Below are 23395 nucleotides of genomic sequence, written 5' to 3' on the forward strand. Positions count from 1 at the left end.
ATGTCAGGAGCGACACATGGCGAACACCTTATCCCCTTTCCGTGCTGATAGCGTCGGCAGTTTCTTACGTCCAGCAGCGATTAAGGAAGCACGGCTTCAGCATCAGTCGGGCGAGATTGACGACGTAGCGCTGCGTAGCATTGAAGATCGTGAGATTCTGCGAGTAGTAGAAAAGCAGCGTGAAGCAGGCCTACAGGTTGTGACGGATGGTGAGCTGCGTCGTGCCTGGTGGCATTTCGACTTCTTTGCTGATTTGAACGGCGTGGAGCGCTACGAAGCCGATCACGGTATTCAATTCAACGGTATTCAGACCAAATCCCATGCGATTCGCGTCGTGGATAAAGTGAGTTTCAACCCCCAGCATCCGATGCTCGATCATTTCCGTTATCTGAACAGTATTTCTGGCGATGCCGTCGCTAAAATGACGATTCCAAGCCCTAGCGTGATGCACTTCCGCGGCGGTCGCAAAGCGATTGATGCGACGGTGTATCCCGATCTGGCGGACTATTTCGACGATTTGGCACAAACCTGGCGTGATGCGATTCACGCATTTTATGACGCAGGTTGTCGCTTCCTGCAACTGGATGACACCGTATGGGCCTACCTGTGCTCTGACGATCAAAAACGCCAGATCCGTGAGCGTGGTGAAGATCCAGCCCAGTTGGCGCGGACCTATGCTGATGTGCTGAACAAAGCGCTGGCGGATAAACCTGAGGATCTGGTTATTGGTTTGCACGTCTGCCGCGGTAATTTCCGCTCGACCTGGATTTCTGAAGGCGGTTATGAGCCCGTGGCAGAGATTCTGTTTGGCGAAGTCAATGTTGATGCCTTCTTCCTGGAATACGATACCGAGAGAGCGGGTGGATTTGAGCCGCTGCGCTTTGTAAAGCCTGGTCATCAGCAGGTGGTGCTAGGACTGATCACCACGAAGAACGGTGAGCTGGAAGAGGCAGAAGTTGTGCAGGCGCGCATTGCGGAAGCGGCAAAATATGTCAATCTTAGCCAGATTTGCCTGAGCCCGCAGTGTGGTTTTGCTTCAACGGAAGAGGGGAACAGCCTGACGGAAGAGCAGCAGTGGAAGAAGCTGAAACTTGTTGTGGATATCGCCAATCGCGTGTGGTGATACCGATGAGGTAGCGCTATCTCTACAACAGAGATACAGAGGCTGGATCATTCGATCCGGCCTTTTTTGTGCTCATTCTTCTGATCTCTACCCACGATGTTCTGTGAAATAGGTTTTTTTATGATCGAACAACGCATTTTATCCCGATTTTTGTCAGTTTTATTGCAATGAAATATCGATAAATGCGCAAATCATGTGTTATGCAAAAAGAGATAAACAAATTTATATTCTTATTTTTTTGTATAGTTAGGCTATATACTCTGGTTTTTTGATCTCCGCTTGTCTTTCTGCGCTATAAACGTTTTACTTAGCACCCAATATGGCTGTGCAAAAAATAACTTCCATGACCGCCATTTTCGTGTCGCCGGAGTGTTGGCATCATGCTTCGAGCTAACTCTTGATAAACGGCCTTTGGCGGCGATAAACGACACAGCTTTCTTTTTATCGATTTGATACAGGCAACACGACATCACTATGAGTCATCGTTTAACGTCCAAAGATATTGTGGCATTAGGTTTTATGACCTTTGCTTTATTCGTGGGGGCTGGAAATATTATTTTCCCGCCGATGGTGGGATTACAGTCGGGAGAGCACGTTTGGACGGCAGCAATCGGCTTCCTGCTGACCGCGGTTGGTCTACCGGTGCTGACCGTGATCGCGTTGGCTCGGGTTGGCGGTGGCATTGATGCGCTCAGCTCGCCGATTGGTAAAAAAGCGGGCGTGGTTCTGGCCACGGTGTGCTATCTGGCTGTTGGGCCACTGTTCGCTACGCCGCGTACGGCAACTGTGTCGTTTGAAGTCGGCCTGGCTCCTCTGGTCGGCAACGGAGCGTCTCCGCTGCTGATTTATAGCCTGATTTATTTTGCCATTGTTATCGCGATTTCCCTGTATCCGGGCAAACTGCTGGATACAGTTGGTCATGTGCTCGCACCGCTGAAGATCATTGCACTGGCGGTATTGGGTCTTGCGGCGGTGCTGTGGCCTGCGGGTACGCCAATTCCGGCAACGGAAGCGTATGAGCAACTGCCGTTCTCCAATGGCTTCGTCAACGGCTATCTGACGATGGATACGCTGGGCGCGATGGTCTTTGGTATCGTGATCGTCAATGCGGCGCGCTCACGCGGGGTGTCGAACCCTATGCTGCTGACACGTTACACGATGTGGGCGGGTTTGATTGCCGGTATTGGCCTGACTCTCGTCTATTTGAGCTTGTTCCAGCTTGGTTCTGTTAGTGGCGAACTGGTGCCGCAAGCGCAGAACGGCGCTGAAATTCTCCATGCCTATGTGCAACACTCGTTTGGCAATATGGGGAGCAGCTTCCTGGCGTTGTTAATCTTTATCGCCTGTCTGGTGACGGCGGTGGGGCTAACCTGTGCCTGTGCAGAATTCTTTGCGCAATACCTGCCGTTGTCTTACCGCACGCTGGTGTTTGTGCTGGGCATCTTCTCAATGGTGGTGTCTAACCTAGGTCTTAGCCATCTGATCCAACTTTCTATTCCTGTACTGACGGCGATTTATCCGCCATGTATCATTTTGGTTTTATTGAGCTTTACGCTGCGCTGGTGGAATAGCGCGTCACGTATTGTGGCACCCGTCATGCTCGTTAGTCTGTTATTTGGCATGATTGATGGTATAAAATCGTCGGCCTTCAAATCGCTGTTGCCAGAGTGGAGCCTCAACCTGCCGCTGAGTGAGCAAGGGTTGGCCTGGCTACCACCGTCACTGCTGATTTTGCTGGTCGCGGTGATTTACGACAGACTTTGTGGTCGTCAGGAAGTGACGGTACATCAATAATATCGTTAATGCCTGATAGCGCTGGGGTGGTAGGGATATTGTATTGCTCCAGCACAGAGTTGGGTTTCTGCACCACAGGTATTTGCCTGTGGTTTTTCTTTTTGTAATGTTTTTCTTTCTATAAGACAGGGTTGCTTATCAATGGAACAACCATCTTCCAAGCTCAAGCGTGGGTTAAGCACGCGGCATATTCGCTTTATCGCCCTTGGCTCGGCGATCGGAACCGGTCTTTTTTATGGTTCCGCGAGTGCGATCCAAATGGCAGGCCCCAGTGTGTTACTGGCTTATCTGATCGGCGGGGTTGTTGCGTACATCATCATGCGCGCTCTGGGTGAAATGTCGGTACACAACCCGCAGTCCAGTTCATTTTCTCGCTATGCACAAGACTACCTTGGGCCATTAGCGGGTTATATCACTGGCTGGACCTACTGCTTTGAGATGTTGATTGTTGCCATTGCCGATGTGACTGCGTTTGGCATCTACATGGGGGTCTGGTTCCCTGCGGTACCGCACTGGGTGTGGGTTTTGAGTGTGGTGCTCATCATTGGCGCGATTAACCTGATGAATGTGAAAGCCTTTGGTGAACTGGAGTTCTGGCTCTCGTTCTTCAAGGTTGCCACCATTATCATTATGATCGTTGCGGGGATCGGTATTATTGTCTGGGGGATTGGCAACGGCGGTGAACCGACTGGCATTCATAATCTCTGGAGTAATGGTGGGTTCTTCAGTAACGGCGTGATGGGGATGATTCTCTCGCTGCAACTGGTGATGTTTGCGTATGGCGGCGTGGAGATCATCGGAATTACCGCTGGTGAAGCCAAAGATCCGCATAAATCCATCCCTCGCGCGATTAACTCGGTGCCGTGGCGTATTCTGGTGTTCTATGTCGGTACACTGTTTGTGATCATGTCGATTTACCCGTGGAATCAGGTCGGAACCAACGGGAGTCCGTTCGTTCTGACGTTCCAACATATGGGCATTACGGCGGCGGCCGGCATCCTGAATTTTGTTGTTATTACGGCGTCGCTGTCGGCGATTAACAGCGATGTCTTCGGCGTAGGCCGTATGCTGCATGGAATGGCAGAGCAGGGGCATGCGCCGAAGGTATTTAGCCGTATTTCCAAACGCGGTATTCCGTGGGTAACGGTTGTCGTGATGATGACGGCGCTGTTGGTCGCGGTGTACCTGAACTACATTATGCCTGGCAAAGTTTTCCTGGTGATCGCTTCCCTGGCAACGTTTGCGACGGTGTGGGTGTGGATCATGATTCTGTTTTCTCAGATTGCGTTCCGTCGCCGTCTGAGTCCAGATGAAGTAAAGGCGCTGGCGTTCCCGCTGCGCGGCGGTATCGCGACCTCCGTGTTCGGTATTGTCTTCCTGTTCTTCATCATCGGTCTGATCGGCTACTTCCCTGATACGCGCGTGTCGTTGTATGTCGGTATCATCTGGATAGCGCTGCTTTTAGTGGGCTATGTCTGGAAGAAGAAACGTCAGAACGCGGTAGCGGCACAGAATTAAGTTAGTCGATTGCTATCGGAAGAAGCACTCCTGTTGGAGTAATACCGATCGTTTAAGGATCGAGATACCGGGCGCTACCACGGTGTGAGGCATCCCTGCGGGAACCTCATCACCGTGTTTCCCCCTAAATCCAAGCTTAAGTAAGCGTTATTGCCACCTGAGCGCTTTTCTTGAATCGATATTACGCTTTCGGGGCCGTCATTTGCTGTGCCATGACCCGCATGTCGTGACCGGTTGGGGTTTGATGAATGCGCAGATCGAACTCTGGCAGAATCGCAAAGATATGGTCGAAAATGTCAGACTGAATGCTTTCATAATCGACCCAGGCGGTCGTGTTGGTAAACGCATAAATTTCCAGCGGCACCCCGTCTGACGTTGGCGCGAGCTGCCGTACCATCAGCGTCATCCCCTTATGAATACTTGGATGCGAGCGCAGATAAACCTGAAGGTAGGCGCGGAACGTGCCTAAGTTCGTCAGACGGCGACCATTCAGCGGTGAGGTCAGATCGGAGTCGGACTGGGCGTTGTGCTGATCCAGTTCGTTTTTCTTGTTCTGAATGTAGGGTGACAAGAGTTTGCTGCGCAGCAACCGCGCCTGCTCGCCTTCCGTCATAAAATGCACACTGGTGGTATCGATATTGATACTGCGCTTGATGCGTCTGCCCCCAGACTCTGACATCGAACGCCAGTTCTTGAAGGAGTCTGACACCAACGCATAAGTTGGAATGGTTGTGACGGTATTGTCCCAGTTTTTCACTTTCACCGTCGTTAGCCCAATGTCGATAACCGCGCCGTCAGCGCCGTATTTCGGCATTTCTAGCCAGTCTCCCAGCGTGAGCATATCGTTGGCAGAAAGCTGGATGCCTGCGACCAACCCCATAATCGGATCTTTGAACACCAACATCAGTACGGCGGCCATCGCACCTAATCCACTAATCAGAATCAGTGGGGATTTCCCGATGAGCAGTGACACCACCATGATGCTGATAACGATAGTGGCAATCAGTTTCAGGCTCTGGAAGATACCGCGCAGCGGCAACTGTGCCGCGACTTTGGTTCGGGCGGAAACGTTGAGCAGAACGTCGAGCAGTGAGAACAATGACAGCAGCGCAAAAATCATGATCCACACTTGGGAGCAGATGATGAGCGTTTCACGAGTTTCACTCTGCGAAGGCAGCCACACAAAGACCTGAATATTGAGGATCACCCCTTGTAGCAAAAAAGCCAACCGGTTAAACAGGTTGTGTTGCGTTAACGCCTGTTTCCACCCGTGCCCCTCGGTTTTTCCAGGCTTATTGAGTGAACGCAGCACCATTCTTTTCAGCACAACCTGATGCAAAATCAGGTGAATGACGGCAGAAATGAGCAATATCAGCCCAAGAACAATCAGTAACGCAATGATGCTAGCGTGTTGTATTCCGGCTTCTCTCAGCCACAGCGCGAGATTTTGTTGCATGCGTTCTCCTTTATTCCAATGAATCTGTCGTGCATTAACACGATGTGAGGTTAAGGCTAAGGATTTAGCGTCCTCAGTCAACCTTTTGTATTCTCTGGAATCGCGTAGAAAAGGCTGGAACGGTGTGAGGAAGAACATCGGGGAAAATCGCGGCTAAAGAAAAAGCCAGTCGCATAGCAACTGGCTTGATCATCCTTGCCCTGTAGGCAGGATGAGGGAATTACAGCTTGTCTGCGTTCTCAGACAGGTATTTCGCTACACCGTCTGGTGACGCGCCCATACCGGATTTCCCTTTTTCCCACTGTGCTGGGCAAACTTCGCCGTGCTCTTCGTGGAATTGCAGGGCATCAACGGTACGCAGCATTTCGTCGATGTTACGACCCAGCGGCAGATCGTTCACCACCTGGTGGCGAACCACGCCGTTTTTGTCGATCAGGAAAGAACCACGCAGTGCAACACCCGCTTCTGGGTGCTCAATGCCGTAGGCCTTCTGGATTTCGCGCTTAATGTCAGCAACCATCGCGTATTGCACTTCGCCGATGCCGCCTTTGTCCACAGGGGTTTTACGCCATGCGTTGTGGACGAATTCGGAGTCGAATGAAACACCAACCACTTCTACGCCGCGTTTCTTGAACTCGGCATAGCGGTGATCGAAAGCAATCAGTTCTGACGGACAAACGAAGGTGAAGTCCATCGGCCAGAAGAAGATCACGGCAGCTTTACCGTTGATATGCTTCTTCAGGTTGAAGTTTTCGACGATTTCGCCACTGCCTAAAACGGCAGCTGCGGTGAAGTCTGGGGCTTGACGAGTTACCAGGACCATAATTACTCCTGTAGATAGCGGTTAATGATCGGATGATATAAAAAAACAGCGACTAGTATAGGGACTCTACCTGGGTGAATACAGGCAAAGAGACCAATCAATGAGATAGCTTCTGTCTATTGAACTCATCGCTATTTCCTTTCAAGAGGCTAGATTAACCCTTTTAATGGAAAGGACAATACGTCGCGTAGAAAAACGGAAAAGTCGCGATCTTACAGCTGTTGCGCTTTCGCTAATTGCATCATCCGTGGATAAAACTGCCAGAAGAGTGTTTCAAATTGGTGATAGTGCTGCTCGATATCCTGAAAAGATCCGGACAGCGCCGCCAGTTTCGGACGGCGTACCGACATTCTGTGCAGCACATCGGCGATAAACGGCAGCTCTGCATAGCGCGTCATCCAGCGCTCCGGCCAAAGATAGCGATTCAGGTTCTGAAAACGTTCAGGTGTGTGCGCCAGATGTGGTTCGATTTGTGATTGCGCGCCGTCGATAAAGGTTTGCAGAGGGGTATCCGGCACCAACTGTAACCAGTGGCGTGCAAGGTAGTGATCCCACAGCACATCCAACGTGATTGGCGCAACGCGGCGAAATTCATCGCTGAAATACTGACGTGCCTGTTTGACTTCCGGCAGGCTGTCGGTCAGCGAATCAACGCGGCGATGCAGGCGAATACCCGCGACGATCTCGTCAGCATAGCTATCCTGCGGGTTGCCGCGCACGAAATCCGCCATCAGATTACCTAATAGGGAGCTGTCGGCCAGCGTGGCCAGATGGAGGTGAGCAAGAAAATTCATTGAAGTAGTATATCCGCTTCTTCTTTTATTGTGCACGTCCTCTTACATGTCGGTGTGAGCATTCGCTGAGCGTAATGTTATGCGGATTGTGATGCGTTATGCCTGCCGCGTGCTTATTTCTTGCAGCCATGCGCTTGCGGCTCTAGACTAGGCCGCCCATTTTTAATGTATTAACTGCTAAGTGAATTGCCATGCGTGTTGCCGATTTTTCGTTTGAACTTCCTGAATCATTGATTGCCCATTATCCACAAGCAGAACGCAGTGGTTGTCGCCTGCTATCGCTGGACGGGCCGACGGGAGATCTAACGCATGGCGTGTTTACCGATTTGCTGGATAAACTGAATCCCGGCGATCTGCTGGTGTTCAACAATACGCGCGTGATTCCCGCTCGTTTGTTTGGCCGTAAAGCCAGCGGCGGCAAGCTGGAAGTGCTGGTGGAGCGCGTGTTGGATGACCATCGGGTGCTGGCGCACGTTCGGGCGTCAAAAGCGCCAAAACCGGGTACTGTGCTGCTGTTGGGCGATGATGAAAGCGTTAAAGCGACGATGACGGCTCGCCACGATGCGCTGTTTGAACTGCATTTCGATGATTCCCGTGATGTCCTGTCGATCCTGAATGATATCGGCCACATGCCGCTACCGCCTTATATCGACAGGCCCGATGAAGACGCCGATCGTGAGCTGTATCAGACCGTGTATAGCCAACGTCCGGGTGCCGTAGCCGCGCCGACGGCAGGTTTACACTTTGATGAACCAATGCTGGCTGCGCTACGCGAGAAGGGCATCGACATGGCGTTCGTGACGCTGCACGTGGGAGCGGGGACGTTCCAGCCTGTTCGCGTCGATACGATTGAAGATCACATCATGCACGCCGAATATGCCGAAGTGCCGCAGGATGTCGTTGATGCTGTGCTGGCGTGCAAAGCGCGGGGAAACCGCGTGATAGCCGTTGGCACCACTTCGGTACGATCGCTGGAAAGCGCCGCACAAGCCAGCCAGAATGCGCCGATCGAACCGTTCTTCGGCGATACCAAAATTTTCATCTATCCGGGCTATCACTACCGCATTATCGATGCATTGGTGACCAACTTCCATTTACCCGAATCGACGTTAATCATGCTGGTGTCGGCCTTTGCTGGCTACCAGAACACAATGTCTGCCTACCGCCAGGCGGTGGCAGAGCAGTATCGTTTTTTCAGCTACGGTGATGCGATGTTTATCACGCACAACCCGATGGCCGAGCAGGAAAAAGTGGGATAAACCCGGTTTTCTGCACACTAGCGATGCCACAGACCACGCTCTGTCAGGCATTAATACATCATTACCATCAGACTGTTTTTCTGATGCCGGAGGTTAAGTGAAGTACGAATTACAAACAACGGACGGCCGTGCGCGTCGCGGCAGATTGATTTTTGAACGTGGCGTGGTGGAAACCCCGGCTTTTATGCCTGTGGGAACTTACGGCACGGTGAAAGGTATGACGCCGGAAGAAGTAAAAGAGACTGGCGCGCAGATTTTGCTTGGTAACACGTTCCACTTGTGGCTGCGTCCCGGCCAGGAAATTATGAAACTGCACGGCGATCTGCACGATTTCATGCAGTGGCACGGCCCGATTCTGACGGATTCCGGCGGTTTTCAGGTATTCAGCCTCGGCGATATTCGCAAAATTACCGAACAGGGCGTGCATTTCCGTAACCCAATCAACGGAGATTCGATTTTCCTGAGCCCGGAAAAATCGATGGAGATTCAGCACGATCTCGGTTCCGACATCGTGATGATCTTTGATGAGTGTACGCCGTATCCTGCCGACTGGGATTACGCCAAGCGTTCGATGGAGATGTCACTGCGCTGGGCGAAACGCAGCCGTCAGCGTTTTGATGAGCTGGAAAATAAAAACGCGCTGTTCGGTATTATTCAAGGAAGTGTTTACGAAGATTTACGTGATGTATCCGTAAAAGGGCTGGTAGACATTGGCTTTGATGGGTACGCTGTGGGCGGTTTAGCGGTGGGCGAACCGAAAGAAGACATGCACCGCATTCTGGAGCACGTCTGTCCGCAGATCCCTGAAGATAAACCGCGCTATTTGATGGGCGTCGGCAAGCCAGAAGACCTGGTCGAAGGCGTACGTCGCGGTGTCGATATGTTTGACTGCGTGATGCCAACACGAAATGCACGTAATGGACACCTCTTCGTTACTGATGGCGTGGTGAAAATCCGTAATGCGAAGCATAAAGATGACGTGAGTCCGCTGGATGAACACTGTGATTGCTACACGTGTCGCAATTATAGCCGTGCCTACTTGCACCATCTTGACCGTTGCAACGAAATACTCGGAGCACGACTCAATACTATTCATAACTTGCGTTACTATCAGCGTTTAATGGCAGGTTTACGTCAGGCCATTGAAGAGGGTAAATTAGAGCACTTTGTGGTGGATTTTTACCAGCGGATAGGCAAACCCATTCCGCCGCTGGCTGAAAAAGACGTTGCTGCAAACCACTGAAGCCTGTTTGCTATGAATTGCATTTTGCTGTGAAGCGTTTTTACGATTGTAAGGTTGATAATTTATCTTTTTGATAGCTTATCTTTTGACAAAAAAGAGGATATTTAAATGAGTCTTTTCATCTCCGATGCTGTAGCTGCAACCGGCGCTCCGGCTCAGGGAAGCCCGTACTCTCTGGTTATTATGCTGGCCGTTTTTGGTCTGATTTTCTACTTTATGATCCTGCGTCCTCAGCAAAAACGCGCCAAGGAACACAAAAAGTTAATGGATTCTATCAGCAAGGGCGATGAAGTTTTAACGACCGGTGGTCTGGTTGGTCGCGTGACTAAAGTGTCCGAAACGGGCTATATTGCGATTGCGTTGAACGATACCAATGAAGTGGTTATCAAACGTGATTTCGTGGCTGCCGTGCTGCCGAAGGGCACGATTAAGGCCCTGTAATTTCCGATTTTCCCGAAGGGAACTGCCGTGTTAAATCGTTATCCTTTGTGGAAGTACCTGATGCTGGTCGTGGTGTTGTTTGTCGGCCTGCTCTACGCACTTCCTAACCTATATGGTGAGGATCCGGCGGTACAAGTTACTGGCGCGCGGGGAACCGCCGCCAGCGAAACGACGCTGATCCAAGTCCAGAATGTCTTAAAAGAACAAAACATTACCAGTAAGTCGATTGCATTGGAAAATGGTGCAATTCTGGCTCGCTTCTCTAACCCTGATGTTCAGCTCCGCGCGCGTGAAGCGCTCGTTAATGAGCTGGGCGAAAAATTCGTCGTCGCACTTAACCTGGCTCCTGCCACGCCAAACTGGCTGCGGTTGTTAGGCGCTGAACCGATGAAATTGGGGCTCGACCTGCGCGGCGGTGTTCACTTCCTAATGGAAGTGGATATGGATACAGCGCTGGGTAAACTGCAAGAACAAACCATGGACTCTTTGCGCAGCGATCTGCGTGAGAAGAACATTCCTTATGCTTCCGTGCGTAAAACTGACAATTACGGCGTCGAAATTCGTTTCCGTGATGCGCAAACGCGTGATGACGGCATCAACTATCTGACGCCTCGCCACCGCAATTTGGTTCTTAGCAGCAGCGGCAGCAACCTGCTACGTGCGGTGATGTCTGATGAACGTCTGCGTGAAGCGCGCGAATACGCTGTACAGCAGAACATCAATATCCTGCGTAACCGTGTGAACCAACTCGGCGTTGCTGAACCGTTGGTACAGCGTCAGGGTGCTGACCGTATCGTCGTTGAGTTACCGGGTATTCAGGATACAGCGCGCGCGAAAGAAATTCTTGGTGCCACCGCTACGCTGGAATTCCGTCTGGTTAACAGTAATGCCGATGCGACCGCAGCGGCGAACGGCCGTGTGCCGGGCGACTCTGAAGTGAAGAACATGCGTGATGGCTCACCGGTGGTGCTGTTCAAGCGCGTGATTCTGACTGGCGACCATATCACCGATTCGACATCGAGTACGGATGAATACAACCAGCCTCAGGTGAATATTTCTCTGGACAGCGCGGGTGGCAACACCATGTCCAACTTCACCAAGGACAGTATCGGTAAGCTGATGGCGACGCTGTTTGTTGAATACAAAGACAGCGGCAAGAAAGATGCGACAGGCCGTTCGGTGCTGGAAAAACACGAAGAAGTGATCAACGTGGCGACGATTCAGTCGCGACTGGGTAACAGCTTCCGTATTACCGGCATTGATAACCCGAACGAAGCGCGTCAGCTCTCTCTGCTGCTGCGTGCGGGTGCGCTGATTGCGCCGATTCAGATCGTGGAAGAACGTACCATTGGGCCAACTCTGGGGATGCAAAACATCACTCAGGGTCTGGAAGCCTGTCTGTGGGGCTTGATCGCATCGATCCTCTTTATGGTCTTCTTCTACAAGAAATTTGGCGTCATCGCAACCAGTGCGCTGGTTGCTAACCTGGTGTTGATTGTCGGGGTTATGTCGCTGTTGCCAGGGGCAACGCTGACCATGCCGGGTATCGCGGGTATCGTGCTTACGCTGGCGGTTGCCGTGGATGCTAACGTACTCATTAACGAACGTATCAAGGAAGAACTCAGTAATGGTCGCTCTGTGCAGCAGGCTATTCATGAGGGCTACAAAGGGGCATTCAGCTCGATTGTTGATGCGAACGTCACGACGTTGATTAAAGTCATCATCCTGTATGCGGTGGGGACCGGCTCTATCAAAGGGTTTGCTATCACGACGGCGATTGGGATTGCGACCTCAATGTTTACGGCGATCGTCGGTACTCGTGCCATCGTTAACCTGCTTTACGGCGGTAAACGCATCAACAAGCTGTCTATCTGAGGAGTGCGTTGTGGCACAGGAACAGGAATACAACATTGAACAACTCAATCATGGGCGTAAAGTCTATGATTTCATGCGCTGGGATACATTGGCATTTGCCATTTCCACCCTGCTGATCATTGCTTCTATTGCGATTATGGGCGTGCGTGGTTTTAACTGGGGACTCGATTTTACCGGTGGTACGGTCATTGAGATTAACCTTGAGAAGCCGATCGATCTCGATGTCTTACGTAGTTCGTTAGAGACCGCTGGGTTTTCAGAGCCGCAGGTACAGAATTTCGGTAGCAGCCGTGATGTGATGGTACGTATGCCACCGGTTTCTGGCAGCGAGAACGAAGCGCTGGGTAACAAAGTGCTGACGGTGGTGAATGATACCTTCCAGCAGCACGCGACGGTGAAACGTATTGAGTTTGTCGGGCCGAGTGTGGGTAGCGATTTGGCACAGGCGGGCGCACTGGCGCTGCTGTCTGCGTTGATTGCTATCCTCATTTATATCGGTTTTCGTTTTGAATGGCGTCTGGCTTTGGGGGCTGTACTGGCTTTGGGGCACGACGTGATCATCACGATGGGTCTACTGTCTCTGTTCTCTATTGAGATTGACCTAACGATCATTGCGTCGCTGATGTCGGTAATTGGTTATTCACTTAACGATAAGATCGTGGTATCTGACCGTATTCGTGAGAATTTCCGCAAGGTTCGTCGTGGCACATCTTACGAGATTACCAACATTTCTCTGACGCAGACGCTGCATCGTACCATCATCACATCAGCGACCACATTGGCGATGATTGTGATCCTCATGGTCTTCGGTGGAGCTTTGTTGCACGGCTTCTCGCTGACGATGTTTATCGGTGTGATCATCGGGACGATCTCTTCCATCTATGTTTCCTCCGCTTTGGCGCTGAAACTGGGTATGAAACGTGAACACCTGATCGTTCAGAAAGTGGAAAAAGAAGGGGCGGATCAACCGTCTATCCTGCCTTAATCTACCGGCTGTAAACATAAAAAACCCCGCATCGCTGCGGGGTTTTTTGCGTATTAGCGTGAGGAGGTTCGTTTGCTAGGGGGACTCGGTGGCGGCAACCGGTGGCGGACTCTGTATTTCCTGAACCTGATGTAAACGAACAAAGCCGAGTTCTTCCGGCGACAGGCCGCTGAGGCGCAATTCAATAACTGCTTCGGCTTTGGGTAACAGCGTCGGGGAGACGACAAACGACTGTGTTTGTGTATCGCTGGCTAAAGGCTTCCCGCTCACAGGATCGAGCCGTCCCCAGTCAAGCTGTGCGCCAAAAGCAGGTAACCCCTTCGCATCAAGCGTGCGAATATGCAGTAATGCGCTTGTTCCGTTCGCTTCCGTCTCGATATTGCGTAACGACACGCTGAGCCTGCCAATGCTGCTTTCCAGCATCGTGCTGGTTTGCGCTGCGGGCAGTAAATAAACGCCAGAGGTAGATTGGGAATTCAACGCATTTTGTCGCTCTAATGCCGTAGCCTGATTGGTCAGCGTTTGTAGCTGCTGGTTTAGGTGACCTATCTGATTTTGTAGCTTTGGCATCTGGCGTTGTTCGGCGCACCCTGCGAGCAAAAACAACGCTGGCAGGAAGGCCAGTACGCGATATCGGGTTCTCATGTCTGTGGTTCCCCTTTCGATGTCTTTATTGATTGATCCGTTGATCCCTGTTGCTGAGTTTAGCTGCGATTAAGCCTAAGTCATAGGTGAGACAGCTTTTTTCATCCTACTACCGGAAGAGATGCGAAACCCTTCGCAACGTGGATCAGGAGTTTTGGTTAGTCCGTTAATTCAGGGTAAACTGTCTTTACGTTAAGGATTACTGGTCAGGACACATCATGCATTGCCCGTTTTGCTCCGCTGTTGATACCAAAGTCATTGATTCCCGTCTGGTCGGCGAAGGTTCGCAAGTACGTCGTCGTCGGCAGTGTCTGGTTTGTCATGAACGCTTCACCACGTTTGAAGTGGCTGAACTGGTGATGCCGCGAGTCATCAAAAGCAATGACGTGCGCGAGCCTTTTAATGAAGATAAATTGCGTAGTGGCATGCTGAAGGCGCTGGAAAAAAGGCCGGTTAGTTCTGATGACGTCGAAATGGCGATTAATCACATCAAATCTCATCTGCGTGCGACCGGAGAACGTGAAGTTACCACCAAGATGGTCGGCAATCTGGTGATGGAAGCGCTGAGAAAGCTGGATAAAGTGGCGTATATCCGCTTTGCATCGGTGTATCGCAGCTTTGAAGATATCCGTGAATTTGGCGAAGAGATTGCGCGTTTGCAGGATTAAGCCGCGTTGGTTTGAGAGAGATAAGAGGTTCGGGAATGAGCATTTTTCAGGGAAACCGTACTCAGAAGAATGGTGTTCAGAAGGATGGTGTTCAGAAGGATAGTGTTCAGAAGGATAGTGTTCAGGAAAACGGCCACGTGCCGCAGGATGAACTATACATGGCGCGCGCGTTAGAGCTGGCACGCCGTGGTCGTTTTACGACGGCTCCTAATCCCAATGTTGGCTGTGTGATCGTGCGTGATGGCGACATTGTCGGTGAAGGCTATCATTTCCGTGCTGGCGAACCTCATGCTGAAGTTCATGCGCTGAGAATGGCAGGGGAGCGCGCACGTGGTGCGACGGCTTACGTCACGCTGGAGCCGTGCAGCCATCATGGCCGAACGCCACCCTGTGCTGATGCGTTGGTTGCTGCTGGCGTTTCCCGCGTGGTTGCCGCGATGCAGGATCCCAATCCGCAGGTCGCGGGTCGTGGCTTACATCGTTTACAGCAAGCGGGGATTGCCGTCAGCCATGGTTTGATGATGGCTGAAGCAGAGAAAGTGAATGTCGGCTTTCTGAAACGTATGCGGACGGGCTTTCCTTACGTGCAGCTCAAGATGGCGGCGTCTTTGGATGGGCGCACTGCGATGGCGTCGGGAGAAAGCCAGTGGATTACCTCACCGCAGGCGCGACAGGATGTGCAGCGTTTTCGTGCGGAGAGTGCAGCAATCCTGAGCAGCAGTGCGACGGTGCTGGCTGATGACCCTTCCCTTACTGTGCGATGGTCAGAGCTGGGTACCGATGTACAGACACGTTATTCAGAAGCGGATCTCAGACAACCTGTTCGGGTGATTGTGGACAGCCAGCAGCGCGTCACGCCGCAGCATCGGATTGTGAGCCAACCCGGCCAGACCTGGCTGGCGCGTGTGCAGGCGGACGAACAGACGTGGCCACAGAGCGTTGAGCAGATCACCTTACCGCAGCACAATGGCGGCGTTGATCTGGTGGCACTGATGATGGTGCTGGGGAGAAGGCAGATTAACTCTGTCTGGGTTGAAGCCGGAGCTAGTCTGGCTGGGGCGCTTCTGAATGCGGGTGTCGTTGATGAACTTATCGTTTATCTTGCCCCAAAACTACTGGGTGAAAACGCTCGCTCGCTGTGCCTCTTGCCAGGACTGGATCAGCTCTCTCAGGCTCCGGAATTTGACATCGCAGAGGTTCGCCAAATTGGCCCAGACCTGCGATTACGTCTGAAACCTAAATTCTGATGTATATGTAAATACGTGGCGCAGGTCCGACAAAACCGGATACGTGCCAACAAAAATTATGATAGAATCCGCCCCCCTGCGGGCCATAAAGACCAAATACAAGGAAAGCTATGAACGTTATCGAAGGTGTTGTTGCTACTCCTGATGCCCGTGTGGCGATTGCGATTGCGCGTTTTAACCATTTTATTAACGACAGCCTGCTGGAAGGGGCGATTGATGCATTGAAACGCATTGGTCAGGTTAAAGACGAAAATATCACTGTTGTTTGGGTGCCGGGTGCTTACGAACTGCCATTGACGGTTCGTGCGCTGACTAAAAGCGCGAAAAACGGTGGGTATGATGCCGTTATTGCTCTGGGAACGGTTATCCGTGGTGGAACAGCGCATTTTGAATTTGTTGCTGGCGAATGTAGCTCTGGCCTGTCCTCCGTTGCGATGGACAGCGAAATCCCTGTTGCTTTCGGCGTTCTGACGACGGAAAGCATTGAGCAGGCGATTGAGCGTGCTGGCACGAAAGCGGGGAACAAAGGTGCAGAAGCTGCCCTGACCGCGCTAGAAATGATTAATGTATTGAAAGCGATTAAGTAAGCCTGATTAAGTAAGGGGAATTCCGTGAAACCTGCTGCTCGTCGCCGCGCTCGTGAATGTGCGGTTCAAGCGCTTTACTCCTGGCAGTTATCTAAAAATGATATTGCCGATGTTGAACTACAATTCCTGAGCGAGCAGGATGTCAAAGATGTCGACATTACCTATTTCCGTGAATTGCTGGCGGGAGTTGCCACTCAGGCTGAGAAGCTTGATCAACTGATGGCACCTTTCCTGTCTCGTCAAATTGAGGAATTGGGACAGGTTGAGAAAGCTATTCTGCGTTTGGCGATGTTTGAGCTGAGCAAGCGCGAAGACGTTCCTTACAAAGTGGCGATTAATGAGGCCATCGAACTGGCTAAAGTCTTCGGCGCTGAAGATAGCCATAAGTTTGTGAATGGCGTGCTGGACAAAGCTGCTCCGAGCGTACGGAAAGGCAAGAAGTAAAATGAATCGAATCAGGGCCGGATATCCGGCCCTGATCGCTTTTGAATGATAGGCTGGCTGGAAAGGTTATGGTTGAAGGTGAGTTTGACCTTATTGCCCGCTATTTTAATCGGGTCCGAAGTTCACGTCGCGATGTTGAGTTAGGCATTGGTGATGACTGTGCGTTACTGACGGTGGCAGATAAGCAGATGCTGGCGGTGAGTACCGACACGCTGGTATCGGGCGTTCATTTCCTACCCGATATCGATCCCGCCGATCTGGGTTACAAATCTCTGGCGGTCAATTTAAGCGATCTGGCTGCAATGGGCGCCGATCCTGCCTGGCTTTCTCTGGCCATTACCCTACCTCAAAGCAATAGCCAGTGGCTGTCCGCGTATAGCGACAGTTTGTTTGAGCTACTTGATTACTATGGTATGCAACTAGTTGGCGGCGATACGACACGCGGCCCACTGAGCCTGACGCTGACTATCCACGGCCTGGTGCCTGCGGGTCGGGCGCTGACGCGCCGCGGGGCCAGAATTGGCGACTGGATTTATGTTACGGGGTCATTAGGCGACAGCGCCGCCGGTCTGGCTATTTTACAGAATACGCTGCACGTTGAGGATGAAGAGGCGCGCTTGGGATTGCTCCAACGTCATCTGCGCCCTCAGCCCAGAATTCTACAAGGTCAGGCGCTGCGCGATCTAGCCAGTTCGGCTATCGATCTTTCCGACGGCCTTATTTCCGATCTACAGCATATACTTAAAGCCAGTGAGTGTGGCGCGCGTATTAATCTGGACGCGATTCCACAGTCTGATTGGCTGCGGGGCTGCGTTGATGAAGAGCAGGCGTTACGTTGGGCGCTCTCTGGCGGCGAAGATTATGAACTGTGCTTTACCGTACCGGAGATTAACCGCGGTGCACTGGAGCTTGCCTTGGGGCATCTCGGTGCCGGCTACACCTGTATCGGGCAAATCGGACCTTCATCGGAAGGGGTACGCTTTTTCAGGGATAATAAAGCGACCGAGCTGAACTGGAAGGGGTATGACCATTTTAGCGAGCAAAACTGATTCCGCGAGCAAGACGAAAGGCGCTGAGGTGGCGAAACGCCGCCTACGGCTGAGTAATCCGTGGCACCTGCTGGCGACGGGGTTTGGCAGCGGTTTGTCTCCTTGGATGCCGGGCACGGCAGGGTCGCTGGCGGCGATTCCTCTGTGGTATCTCATGTCGTTCCTGCCGCTTGAATTGTATTCGCTGTTGGTCATGCTGAGCATTTGTATCGGTGTTTACCTGTGTCACCAGACGGCGAAAGATATGGGCGTTCACGATCACGGCAGCATCGTCTGGGACGAATTTGTCGGCATGTGGATTACCCTGATGGCGATTCCAGTGGATGAGTGGCAGTGGGTGGCGGCAGGGTTTGTCGTCTTTCGCTGTCTGGATATCTGGAAACCCTGGCCGATTCGTTGGTTTGATCGCAACGTACACGGCGGTATGGGAATCATGATCGATGATATTGTCGCAGGGGTGATCTCGGCGGGAATTATCTATTTTATCGGCCATTACTGGCCGATATTCTGATGTTACAACGCGATTGAACTGGGGCCATGTGCCCCGATTATCGTGAGTCGCTTATGCCATCCACTGCGTGATTCTGCGCTCGATACCGGCGGCATCCAGACCCAGATCGGCACGGATTTCTTCCTGTGAACCTTGCGGAATAAAGACGTCCGGTAGCCCGATGTTCAGCACCGAGACGGCGAGACGCTTCGCCATCAGGAACTCATTCACACCGCTTCCCGCACCGCCCATGATCGCATTCTCTTCCAGCGTCACAAACGTGCTGTGGGACTGTGCCAACTCTTCCAGTAACGCTTCATCCAGTGGCTTCACAAAACGCATATCGACGAGGGTGGCGTTTAACTGCTCTGCCGCAATCTGGGCTTCTGGCAGAAGTGTACCGAAATTCAGAATCGCGATCGTTTCGCCCTGATGACGCACCACGCCTTTACCGATTGGCAGTTCTGATAGTGGCGTTAGTTCCGTACCCGTACCGTTTCCTCGCGGGTAACGCACTGCCGTAGGACCTTTCTGGTAGTGATAGCCCGTGTGCAGCATCTGGCGGCACTCATTTTCATCGCTGGGCGTCATGATGATCATGTTCGGGATACAGCGTAAGAAAGAGAGATCGAATGCGCCCTGATGCGTTTGCCCATCAGCACCCACAATACCGCCGCGATCGATAGCAAACAGAACCGGCAGATTCTGGATCGCCACATCGTGGATAACTTGATCGTAGGCACGTTGCAGGAACGTTGAGTAAATAGCGACAACCGGGTGATAGCCACCAACGGCTAGACCGGCAGCAAACGTGACGGCATGCTGTTCGGCAATCGCAACGTCAAAATATTGCTGTGGATAGTCGCGGGAGAATTGCACCATGCCGGAGCCTTCGCGCATTGCCGGCGTGATCGCCATGAGCTTGCTATCTTTGGCTGCTGTTTCCTGTAGCCATTGACCGAAGATTTTTGAATAGGTGGGCTGAGCGCCTTCCTTACTTTTCGGCAAGGTACCGCTAGCGGGATCGAATTTTGGCACCGCGTGCCAGCTAATCGGATCCTGCTCGGCAGGGGCGTAGCCTTTGCCTTTTTTCGTCATGATATGCAGGAGCTGCGGGCCTTTCAGGTTGCGCATGTTTTTCAACGTATGCGCCAGCGCCTGAACATCATGGCCGTCGACCGGACCAATATAATTAAAACCCAGCTCCTCAAATAGCGTACCTGGTACGACCATGCCTTTAAGATGCTCTTCGGTGCGTTTCACCAGCTCTTTGATTGGTGGCAGGCCGGATAAGACCTTTTTGCCGCCTTCGCGCAGGCTGGCATAGAGCTTGCCGGACAGCAGCTGTGCCAGATGGTTATTCAATGCGCCGACGTTTTCCGAAATCGACATTTCGTTGTCGTTCAACACAACCAGCAGGTCGGAGCGTATATCGCCCGCATGGTTCATCGCTTCAAAGGCCATACCCGCAGTAATTGCACCGTCACCGATGACACAAACGGTACGGCGACCTTTGCCTTCACGTTCGGCAGCAACGGCCATGCCCAGCCCAGCACTGATTGAGGTGGACGAATGCCCGACGCTTAATACGTCATAGTCGCTTTCATCACGCCACGGAAAGGGGTGCAAACCGCCTTTTTGGCGGATTGTTGAAATGCGATCGCGGCGGCCGGTTATGATCTTATGCGGATAAGCCTGGTGGCCGACATCCCACACCAGATGATCGAAAGGGGTGTTATAGACATAATGCAGCGCAACCGTTAATTCAACCGTACCTAACCCTGAAGCAAAGTGGCCACTGGAACGGCTAACGCTGTCCAGTAGGTATTGGCGCAGCTCATCGCACAGCTTTGGCAGGCTATCTTTCGGCAACAGTCGAAGTTCATCCGGTGTTTCCACTAACGCCAATGTAGGGTACTTCGCGGTATCAAAACTCATAGAGACTCATTAGGTAATTACTTATCGCGTTCAACGATGAAATTCGCCAGCGCTTGTAGTGGGGCAATATTCAGGGAAATCGGACTGGATGCGACGAGATCGTCCAGCGATGCCAGTGATTCCTGATAAAGCTCCTGTGCTTTTTTTCGTGCGTTATCTAATCCCAGCAGGCTGGGATAGGTGCTTTTACCTAACTGCTGGTCTGCACCCTGACGTTTTCCTGTTGTCGCGCTGTCGCCAACAACATCGAGAATATCGTCTTGAACCTGAAAGGCGAGCCCAATCGCATTAGCGTAGCGATCCAGATGGGGCAAGGCGTTGCGCCCTGTTTCACCGGCGGCCAGCGCGCCTAGTCGGACTGCTGCGCGAATCAGGGCACCGGTTTTGTGGCGGTGAATCCGCTCTAACGCGGCCAGATCGACCTGATGGCCTTCCGCTTCCAGATCGAAAGCCTGCCCGCCGCACATGCCTGCAACCCCGCTGGCCTGAGCCAATTCTGAGATCATCGCCAGCCGATCGCGGTCAGAAACCTGCGGCATCGGCGCGTCGGCCAGAATGGAGAACGCCAGCGTTTGCAGTGCATCCCCCGCCAGAATGGCATTAGCTTCGCCAAATTTGATGTGGCAGGTCGGCTGTCCGCGGCGTAAATCGTCGTCGTCCATCGCTGGCAGATCGTCATGAATCAATGAATAGGCATGGATACATTCTACTGCCGCAGCAGGGGCATCCAGGCTCTCTAACGGCATGCCAAATAGTTCACCCGTAGTATAAACCAGAAACGGGCGCAGGCGTTTGCCTCCTAAGAGTGAGCCATACTCCATCGCATTGACCAGTGGACTACTCTGAAAGGGGAGGTCGGCGATGAAATGCCCCAACATACGGTTAGTGCGCTGGTAATGCGCGTTCAGTTGCGTGCTGAAATCGGTCATAGCGTGTCATTATCCGGCGTGAACGGTGACAGCGGGGCATTGGGAGCGTCGCTCAGCAGGATTTGTACGCGCTGTTCCGCCTGTTGCAGTTTTTGCTGACCCTGTCGAGCGAGCTGGATGCCATGCTCAAATTCATTTAGCGCATCGTCCAGCGGCAGTTCGCCTGATTCGAGGCGGGTAACGATTTTTTCCAGTTCGTTCAGCGAGCTTTCAAAGCTGACTGGCTGCTCGGTCTTCTTAGGCATAATGGTTTCAGAATCCTGGTGTTATACGCCGTTGGCTTGTGGCGGCAGAGCGTGGTGTTGCGTTTGGTCATCCGTGGATGCACAACAATTATACGGTTAAAGCGCACAGTATATCTTCATATAATGATATACTCCGCGCCCTGGATGCTATTGGTAAAATCATCTCTGTTCTGGCTGATTTTACCGATAACGTGATTTTAGTGCTCAGGGTAAATTTATTTACGCCTTTCTGACCAAGTAACGACAGCCACCATGAAGTTTATCATTAAATTGTTCCCGGAAATCACCATCAAGAGCCAATCTGTGCGGTTGCGCTTTATCAAGATTCTAACCGGAAACATTCGCAACGTATTAAAACACTATGATGAAACGCTGGCGGTTGTCCGTCACTGGGATCATATCGAAGTTCGGGCCAAAGACGAAAGCCAGCGTGCAGCAATTCGTGATGCGCTGACGAGGATTCCGGGTATTCACCATATTCTGGAAGTGGAAGATCAGGCCTACACCGACGTACACAATATCTTTGAACAGGCGCTGGCGCTGTATCGTGAGCAGTTGGAAGGCAAGACGTTTTGTGTGCGGGTGAAACGCCGCGGTAAGCATGAATTTAGTTCACAAGACGTCGAACGCTACGTCGGTGGTGGTCTGAACCAGCATATTGAAACGGCGCGAGTCAATCTCACTGCACCGCAAGTGACTGTGCATCTGGAAATCGAGCAGGACCGTTTGCTGCTGATTAAAGGACGTTATGAAGGGATCGGCGGCTTCCCGATCGGTACGCAGGAAGATGTGCTATCGCTGATTTCTGGTGGTTTTGACTCTGGCGTATCCAGCTATATGTTGATGCGTCGTGGATGTCGCGTGCATTACTGCTTCTTTAACCTTGGCGGTGCGGCGCACGAGATTGGTGTAAAACAAGTCGCACACTATCTGTGGAACCGTTTTGGTAGCTCACACCGGGTGCGTTTTATTGCTATCGACTTTGATCCTGTAGTGGGTGAAATTCTGGAGAAAGTTGACGACGGGCAGATGGGCGTCGTATTGAAGCGCATGATGGTGCGTGCGGCCTCCAAAATCGCTGAGCGTTACGGTGTTCAGGCGCTGGTGACCGGTGAAGCATTAGGGCAGGTTTCCAGCCAGACGTTGACCAACCTGCGTTTGATTGATAATGCCTCCGATACGCTGATACTGCGTCCGCTGATTTCTCATGATAAAGAACACATTATCAAACAGGCTCGCGAACTGGGAACGGAAGATTTCGCCAAAACGATGCCAGAATATTGTGGTGTGATCTCGAAAAGCCCGACGGTGAAGGCGGTAAAAGCGAAGATTGAGGCTGAAGAAAACCACTTTGATTTTGCCATTCTGGAGCGTGTGGTGAGCGAAGCGCGGAATATTGATATCCGTGAGATCGCAGAACAGACCAAGCAAGAAGTGGTTGAAGTCGAAACGGTCGCGTCGTTTGCTCCGACCGACGTGTTGCTGGATATCCGTGCGCCGGATGAACAAGACGACAAGCCGCTTGAACTGGAACACGTGGAAATCAAGTCTTTACCGTTCTACAAGCTGGGTACACAGTTTGGTGATTTGGATCAGAGCAAAACCTACCTGCTTTACTGCGAGCGTGGCGTGATGAGCCGCTTGCAGGCGCTGTATCTGCGTGAGCAAGGTTTCAGCAATGTGAAGGTATACCGTCCGTAATAGGAATAAGGCGCGCAAGCGTCTTAGACTTGCTGACAAAGTGCGCCGAGCGGTGGTAATGGATAGATCGTAAAGACGCTGCAAGTACCTCCCTGTAAGCTCGAGCCGCGCCATCCCTGGCGCGGACGCTTTACTCTTCTA

At 52.0% G+C, this 23395-nt stretch carries 22 protein-coding genes; 15 read left to right on the forward strand and 7 right to left on the reverse strand.

What is annotated here, in order from left to right:
* Positions 1-16 precede the first annotated feature (16 nt).
* From H0247_RS08860 to proY, 3 genes are all read left to right on the forward strand, one after another.
* Positions 17-1123, forward strand: coding sequence for a cobalamin-independent methionine synthase II family protein (locus H0247_RS08860; protein ID WP_180742224.1), 1107 nt, complete (start codon positions 17-19; stop codon positions 1121-1123).
* Positions 1124-1597: 474 nt separating this feature from the next.
* Positions 1598-2917: a branched-chain amino acid transport system II carrier protein gene (gene brnQ / locus H0247_RS08865; protein WP_180742225.1), complete on the forward strand. Its 1320-nt coding sequence runs from the start codon at positions 1598-1600 to the stop codon at positions 2915-2917.
* 141 nt (positions 2918-3058) lie between these two features.
* Positions 3059-4435, forward strand: a complete 1377-nt coding sequence (gene proY / locus H0247_RS08870; RefSeq protein ID WP_180742226.1) for a proline-specific permease ProY — start codon at positions 3059-3061, stop codon at positions 4433-4435.
* Positions 4436-4616: 181 nt separating this feature from the next.
* Here the strand turns inward: proY and H0247_RS08875 are convergent, their stop codons facing one another.
* From H0247_RS08875 to H0247_RS08885, 3 genes are all read right to left on the reverse strand, one after another.
* Positions 4617-5891, reverse strand: a complete 1275-nt coding sequence (locus H0247_RS08875) for a mechanosensitive ion channel family protein (RefSeq protein ID WP_180742227.1) — start codon at positions 5889-5891, stop codon at positions 4617-4619.
* Positions 5892-6111: 220 nt separating this feature from the next.
* Entirely contained in the window at positions 6112-6714 is a 603-nt protein-coding gene (locus tag H0247_RS08880; RefSeq protein ID WP_010299049.1) for a peroxiredoxin C, read from the reverse strand.
* A 212-nt stretch (positions 6715-6926) separates the two neighbouring features.
* Positions 6927-7508, reverse strand: a complete 582-nt coding sequence (locus H0247_RS08885; protein ID WP_180742228.1) for an ACP phosphodiesterase — start codon at positions 7506-7508, stop codon at positions 6927-6929.
* A 191-nt stretch (positions 7509-7699) separates the two neighbouring features.
* Here H0247_RS08885 and queA point away from each other — a divergent pair, with 191 nt between their 5' ends.
* The 5 genes from queA to secF all read left to right on the forward strand — a co-directional run bounded on the left by queA (position 7700) and on the right by secF (position 13311).
* Positions 7700-8767, forward strand: coding sequence for a tRNA preQ1(34) S-adenosylmethionine ribosyltransferase-isomerase QueA (gene queA / locus H0247_RS08890; RefSeq protein WP_180742229.1), 1068 nt, complete (start codon positions 7700-7702; stop codon positions 8765-8767).
* 97 nt (positions 8768-8864) lie between these two features.
* Entirely contained in the window at positions 8865-10010 is a 1146-nt protein-coding gene (tgt, locus tag H0247_RS08895) for a tRNA guanosine(34) transglycosylase Tgt (protein WP_180742230.1), read from the forward strand.
* Positions 10011-10118: 108 nt separating this feature from the next.
* Positions 10119-10451: a preprotein translocase subunit YajC gene (gene yajC, locus H0247_RS08900; RefSeq protein WP_048635837.1), complete on the forward strand. Its 333-nt coding sequence runs from the start codon at positions 10119-10121 to the stop codon at positions 10449-10451.
* Positions 10452-10478: 27 nt separating this feature from the next.
* Positions 10479-12326, forward strand: a complete 1848-nt coding sequence (gene secD / locus H0247_RS08905; RefSeq protein WP_180742231.1) for a protein translocase subunit SecD — start codon at positions 10479-10481, stop codon at positions 12324-12326.
* 73 nt (positions 12327-12399) lie between these two features.
* Positions 12400-13311 carry a protein translocase subunit SecF gene (gene secF / locus H0247_RS08910; protein ID WP_219606694.1) on the forward strand — a complete coding sequence of 304 codons (912 nt, stop codon included), beginning with the start codon at positions 12400-12402 and terminating at the stop codon, positions 13309-13311.
* A gap of 75 nt (positions 13312-13386) precedes the next feature.
* Here the strand turns inward: secF and H0247_RS08915 are convergent, their stop codons facing one another.
* Positions 13387-13956 carry a DUF3251 domain-containing protein gene (locus H0247_RS08915; RefSeq protein WP_180742233.1) on the reverse strand — a complete coding sequence of 190 codons (570 nt, stop codon included), beginning with the start codon at positions 13954-13956 and terminating at the stop codon, positions 13387-13389.
* Between the two features lie 218 nt (positions 13957-14174).
* Between H0247_RS08915 and nrdR the strand changes: the two genes are divergently transcribed.
* The 6 genes from nrdR to pgpA all read left to right on the forward strand — a co-directional run bounded on the left by nrdR (position 14175) and on the right by pgpA (position 18462).
* Entirely contained in the window at positions 14175-14624 is a 450-nt protein-coding gene (nrdR, locus tag H0247_RS08920) for a transcriptional regulator NrdR (RefSeq protein WP_180742234.1), read from the forward strand.
* Between the two features lie 137 nt (positions 14625-14761).
* Positions 14762-15871 (forward strand): bifunctional diaminohydroxyphosphoribosylaminopyrimidine deaminase/5-amino-6-(5-phosphoribosylamino)uracil reductase RibD, encoded by a 1110-nt coding sequence (ribD, locus tag H0247_RS08925; protein ID WP_180742513.1) that lies wholly within the window; start codon positions 14762-14764, stop codon positions 15869-15871.
* 110 nt (positions 15872-15981) lie between these two features.
* On the forward strand, positions 15982-16458 hold the full coding sequence (gene ribE, locus H0247_RS08930; RefSeq protein WP_012773708.1) for a 6,7-dimethyl-8-ribityllumazine synthase: 477 nt from the start codon (positions 15982-15984) through the stop codon (positions 16456-16458).
* Positions 16459-16482: 24 nt separating this feature from the next.
* Positions 16483-16902 carry a transcription antitermination factor NusB gene (gene nusB, locus H0247_RS08935; RefSeq protein WP_180742235.1) on the forward strand — a complete coding sequence of 140 codons (420 nt, stop codon included), beginning with the start codon at positions 16483-16485 and terminating at the stop codon, positions 16900-16902.
* 68 nt (positions 16903-16970) lie between these two features.
* Positions 16971-17951 (forward strand): thiamine-phosphate kinase, encoded by a 981-nt coding sequence (thiL, locus tag H0247_RS08940; protein ID WP_180742236.1) that lies wholly within the window; start codon positions 16971-16973, stop codon positions 17949-17951.
* Complete coding sequence (pgpA, locus tag H0247_RS08945) at positions 17926-18462, forward strand: phosphatidylglycerophosphatase A (RefSeq protein ID WP_180742237.1); 537 nt, start codon at positions 17926-17928, stop codon at positions 18460-18462. Before thiL ends, pgpA begins: the two co-directional genes overlap by 26 nt.
* A gap of 51 nt (positions 18463-18513) precedes the next feature.
* Here pgpA and dxs read toward each other — a convergent pair whose 3' ends face one another.
* Genes dxs through xseB form a run of 3 tightly spaced genes read right to left on the reverse strand, consistent with a single transcriptional unit; the run spans position 18514 to position 21553 of the window.
* The gene (gene dxs, locus H0247_RS08950) at positions 18514-20379 is read right to left on the reverse strand and encodes a 1-deoxy-D-xylulose-5-phosphate synthase (RefSeq protein ID WP_180742238.1); all 1866 of its coding nucleotides are present in this window, start codon (positions 20377-20379) and stop codon (positions 18514-18516) included.
* 17 nt (positions 20380-20396) lie between these two features.
* Entirely contained in the window at positions 20397-21308 is a 912-nt protein-coding gene (ispA, locus tag H0247_RS08955) for a (2E,6E)-farnesyl diphosphate synthase (protein WP_180742239.1), read from the reverse strand.
* Positions 21305-21553 (reverse strand): exodeoxyribonuclease VII small subunit, encoded by a 249-nt coding sequence (xseB, locus tag H0247_RS08960; protein WP_180742240.1) that lies wholly within the window; start codon positions 21551-21553, stop codon positions 21305-21307. Before xseB ends, ispA begins: the two co-directional genes overlap by 4 nt.
* Positions 21554-21805: 252 nt before the next feature.
* On the opposite strand from xseB, the gene thiI reads away from it, so the two are divergent.
* Positions 21806-23254, forward strand: coding sequence for a tRNA uracil 4-sulfurtransferase ThiI (gene thiI / locus H0247_RS08965; RefSeq protein ID WP_180742241.1), 1449 nt, complete (start codon positions 21806-21808; stop codon positions 23252-23254).
* Positions 23255-23395 lie beyond the last annotated feature (141 nt).

The sequence above is a fragment of the Pectobacterium sp. CFBP8739 genome, from assembly GCF_013449375.1.
Classification (GTDB): Bacteria; Pseudomonadota; Gammaproteobacteria; order Enterobacterales; family Enterobacteriaceae; genus Pectobacterium.

Coding starts and splice junctions, on each gene's coding strand:
- H0247_RS08860 (WP_180742224.1), top strand. CDS start 17: ATGGCGAACACCTTATCCCCTTTCCGTGCTGATAGCGTCGGCAGTTTC.
- brnQ (WP_180742225.1), top strand. CDS start 1,598: ATGAGTCATCGTTTAACGTCCAAAGATATTGTGGCATTAGGTTTTATG.
- proY (WP_180742226.1), top strand. CDS start 3,059: ATGGAACAACCATCTTCCAAGCTCAAGCGTGGGTTAAGCACGCGGCAT.
- H0247_RS08875 (WP_180742227.1), bottom strand. CDS start 5,891: ATGCAACAAAATCTCGCGCTGTGGCTGAGAGAAGCCGGAATACAACAC.
- H0247_RS08880 (WP_010299049.1), bottom strand. CDS start 6,714: ATGGTCCTGGTAACTCGTCAAGCCCCAGACTTCACCGCAGCTGCCGTT.
- H0247_RS08885 (WP_180742228.1), bottom strand. CDS start 7,508: ATGAATTTTCTTGCTCACCTCCATCTGGCCACGCTGGCCGACAGCTCC.
- queA (WP_180742229.1), top strand. CDS start 7,700: ATGCGTGTTGCCGATTTTTCGTTTGAACTTCCTGAATCATTGATTGCC.
- yajC (WP_048635837.1), top strand. CDS start 10,119: ATGAGTCTTTTCATCTCCGATGCTGTAGCTGCAACCGGCGCTCCGGCT.
- secF (WP_219606694.1), top strand. CDS start 12,400: ATGCGCTGGGATACATTGGCATTTGCCATTTCCACCCTGCTGATCATT.
- H0247_RS08915 (WP_180742233.1), bottom strand. CDS start 13,956: ATGAGAACCCGATATCGCGTACTGGCCTTCCTGCCAGCGTTGTTTTTG.
- nrdR (WP_180742234.1), top strand. CDS start 14,175: ATGCATTGCCCGTTTTGCTCCGCTGTTGATACCAAAGTCATTGATTCC.
- ribE (WP_012773708.1), top strand. CDS start 15,982: ATGAACGTTATCGAAGGTGTTGTTGCTACTCCTGATGCCCGTGTGGCG.
- thiL (WP_180742236.1), top strand. CDS start 16,971: ATGGTTGAAGGTGAGTTTGACCTTATTGCCCGCTATTTTAATCGGGTC.
- pgpA (WP_180742237.1), top strand. CDS start 17,926: ATGACCATTTTAGCGAGCAAAACTGATTCCGCGAGCAAGACGAAAGGC.
- dxs (WP_180742238.1), bottom strand. CDS start 20,379: ATGAGTTTTGATACCGCGAAGTACCCTACATTGGCGTTAGTGGAAACA.
- ispA (WP_180742239.1), bottom strand. CDS start 21,308: ATGACCGATTTCAGCACGCAACTGAACGCGCATTACCAGCGCACTAAC.
- xseB (WP_180742240.1), bottom strand. CDS start 21,553: ATGCCTAAGAAGACCGAGCAGCCAGTCAGCTTTGAAAGCTCGCTGAAC.
- thiI (WP_180742241.1), top strand. CDS start 21,806: ATGAAGTTTATCATTAAATTGTTCCCGGAAATCACCATCAAGAGCCAA.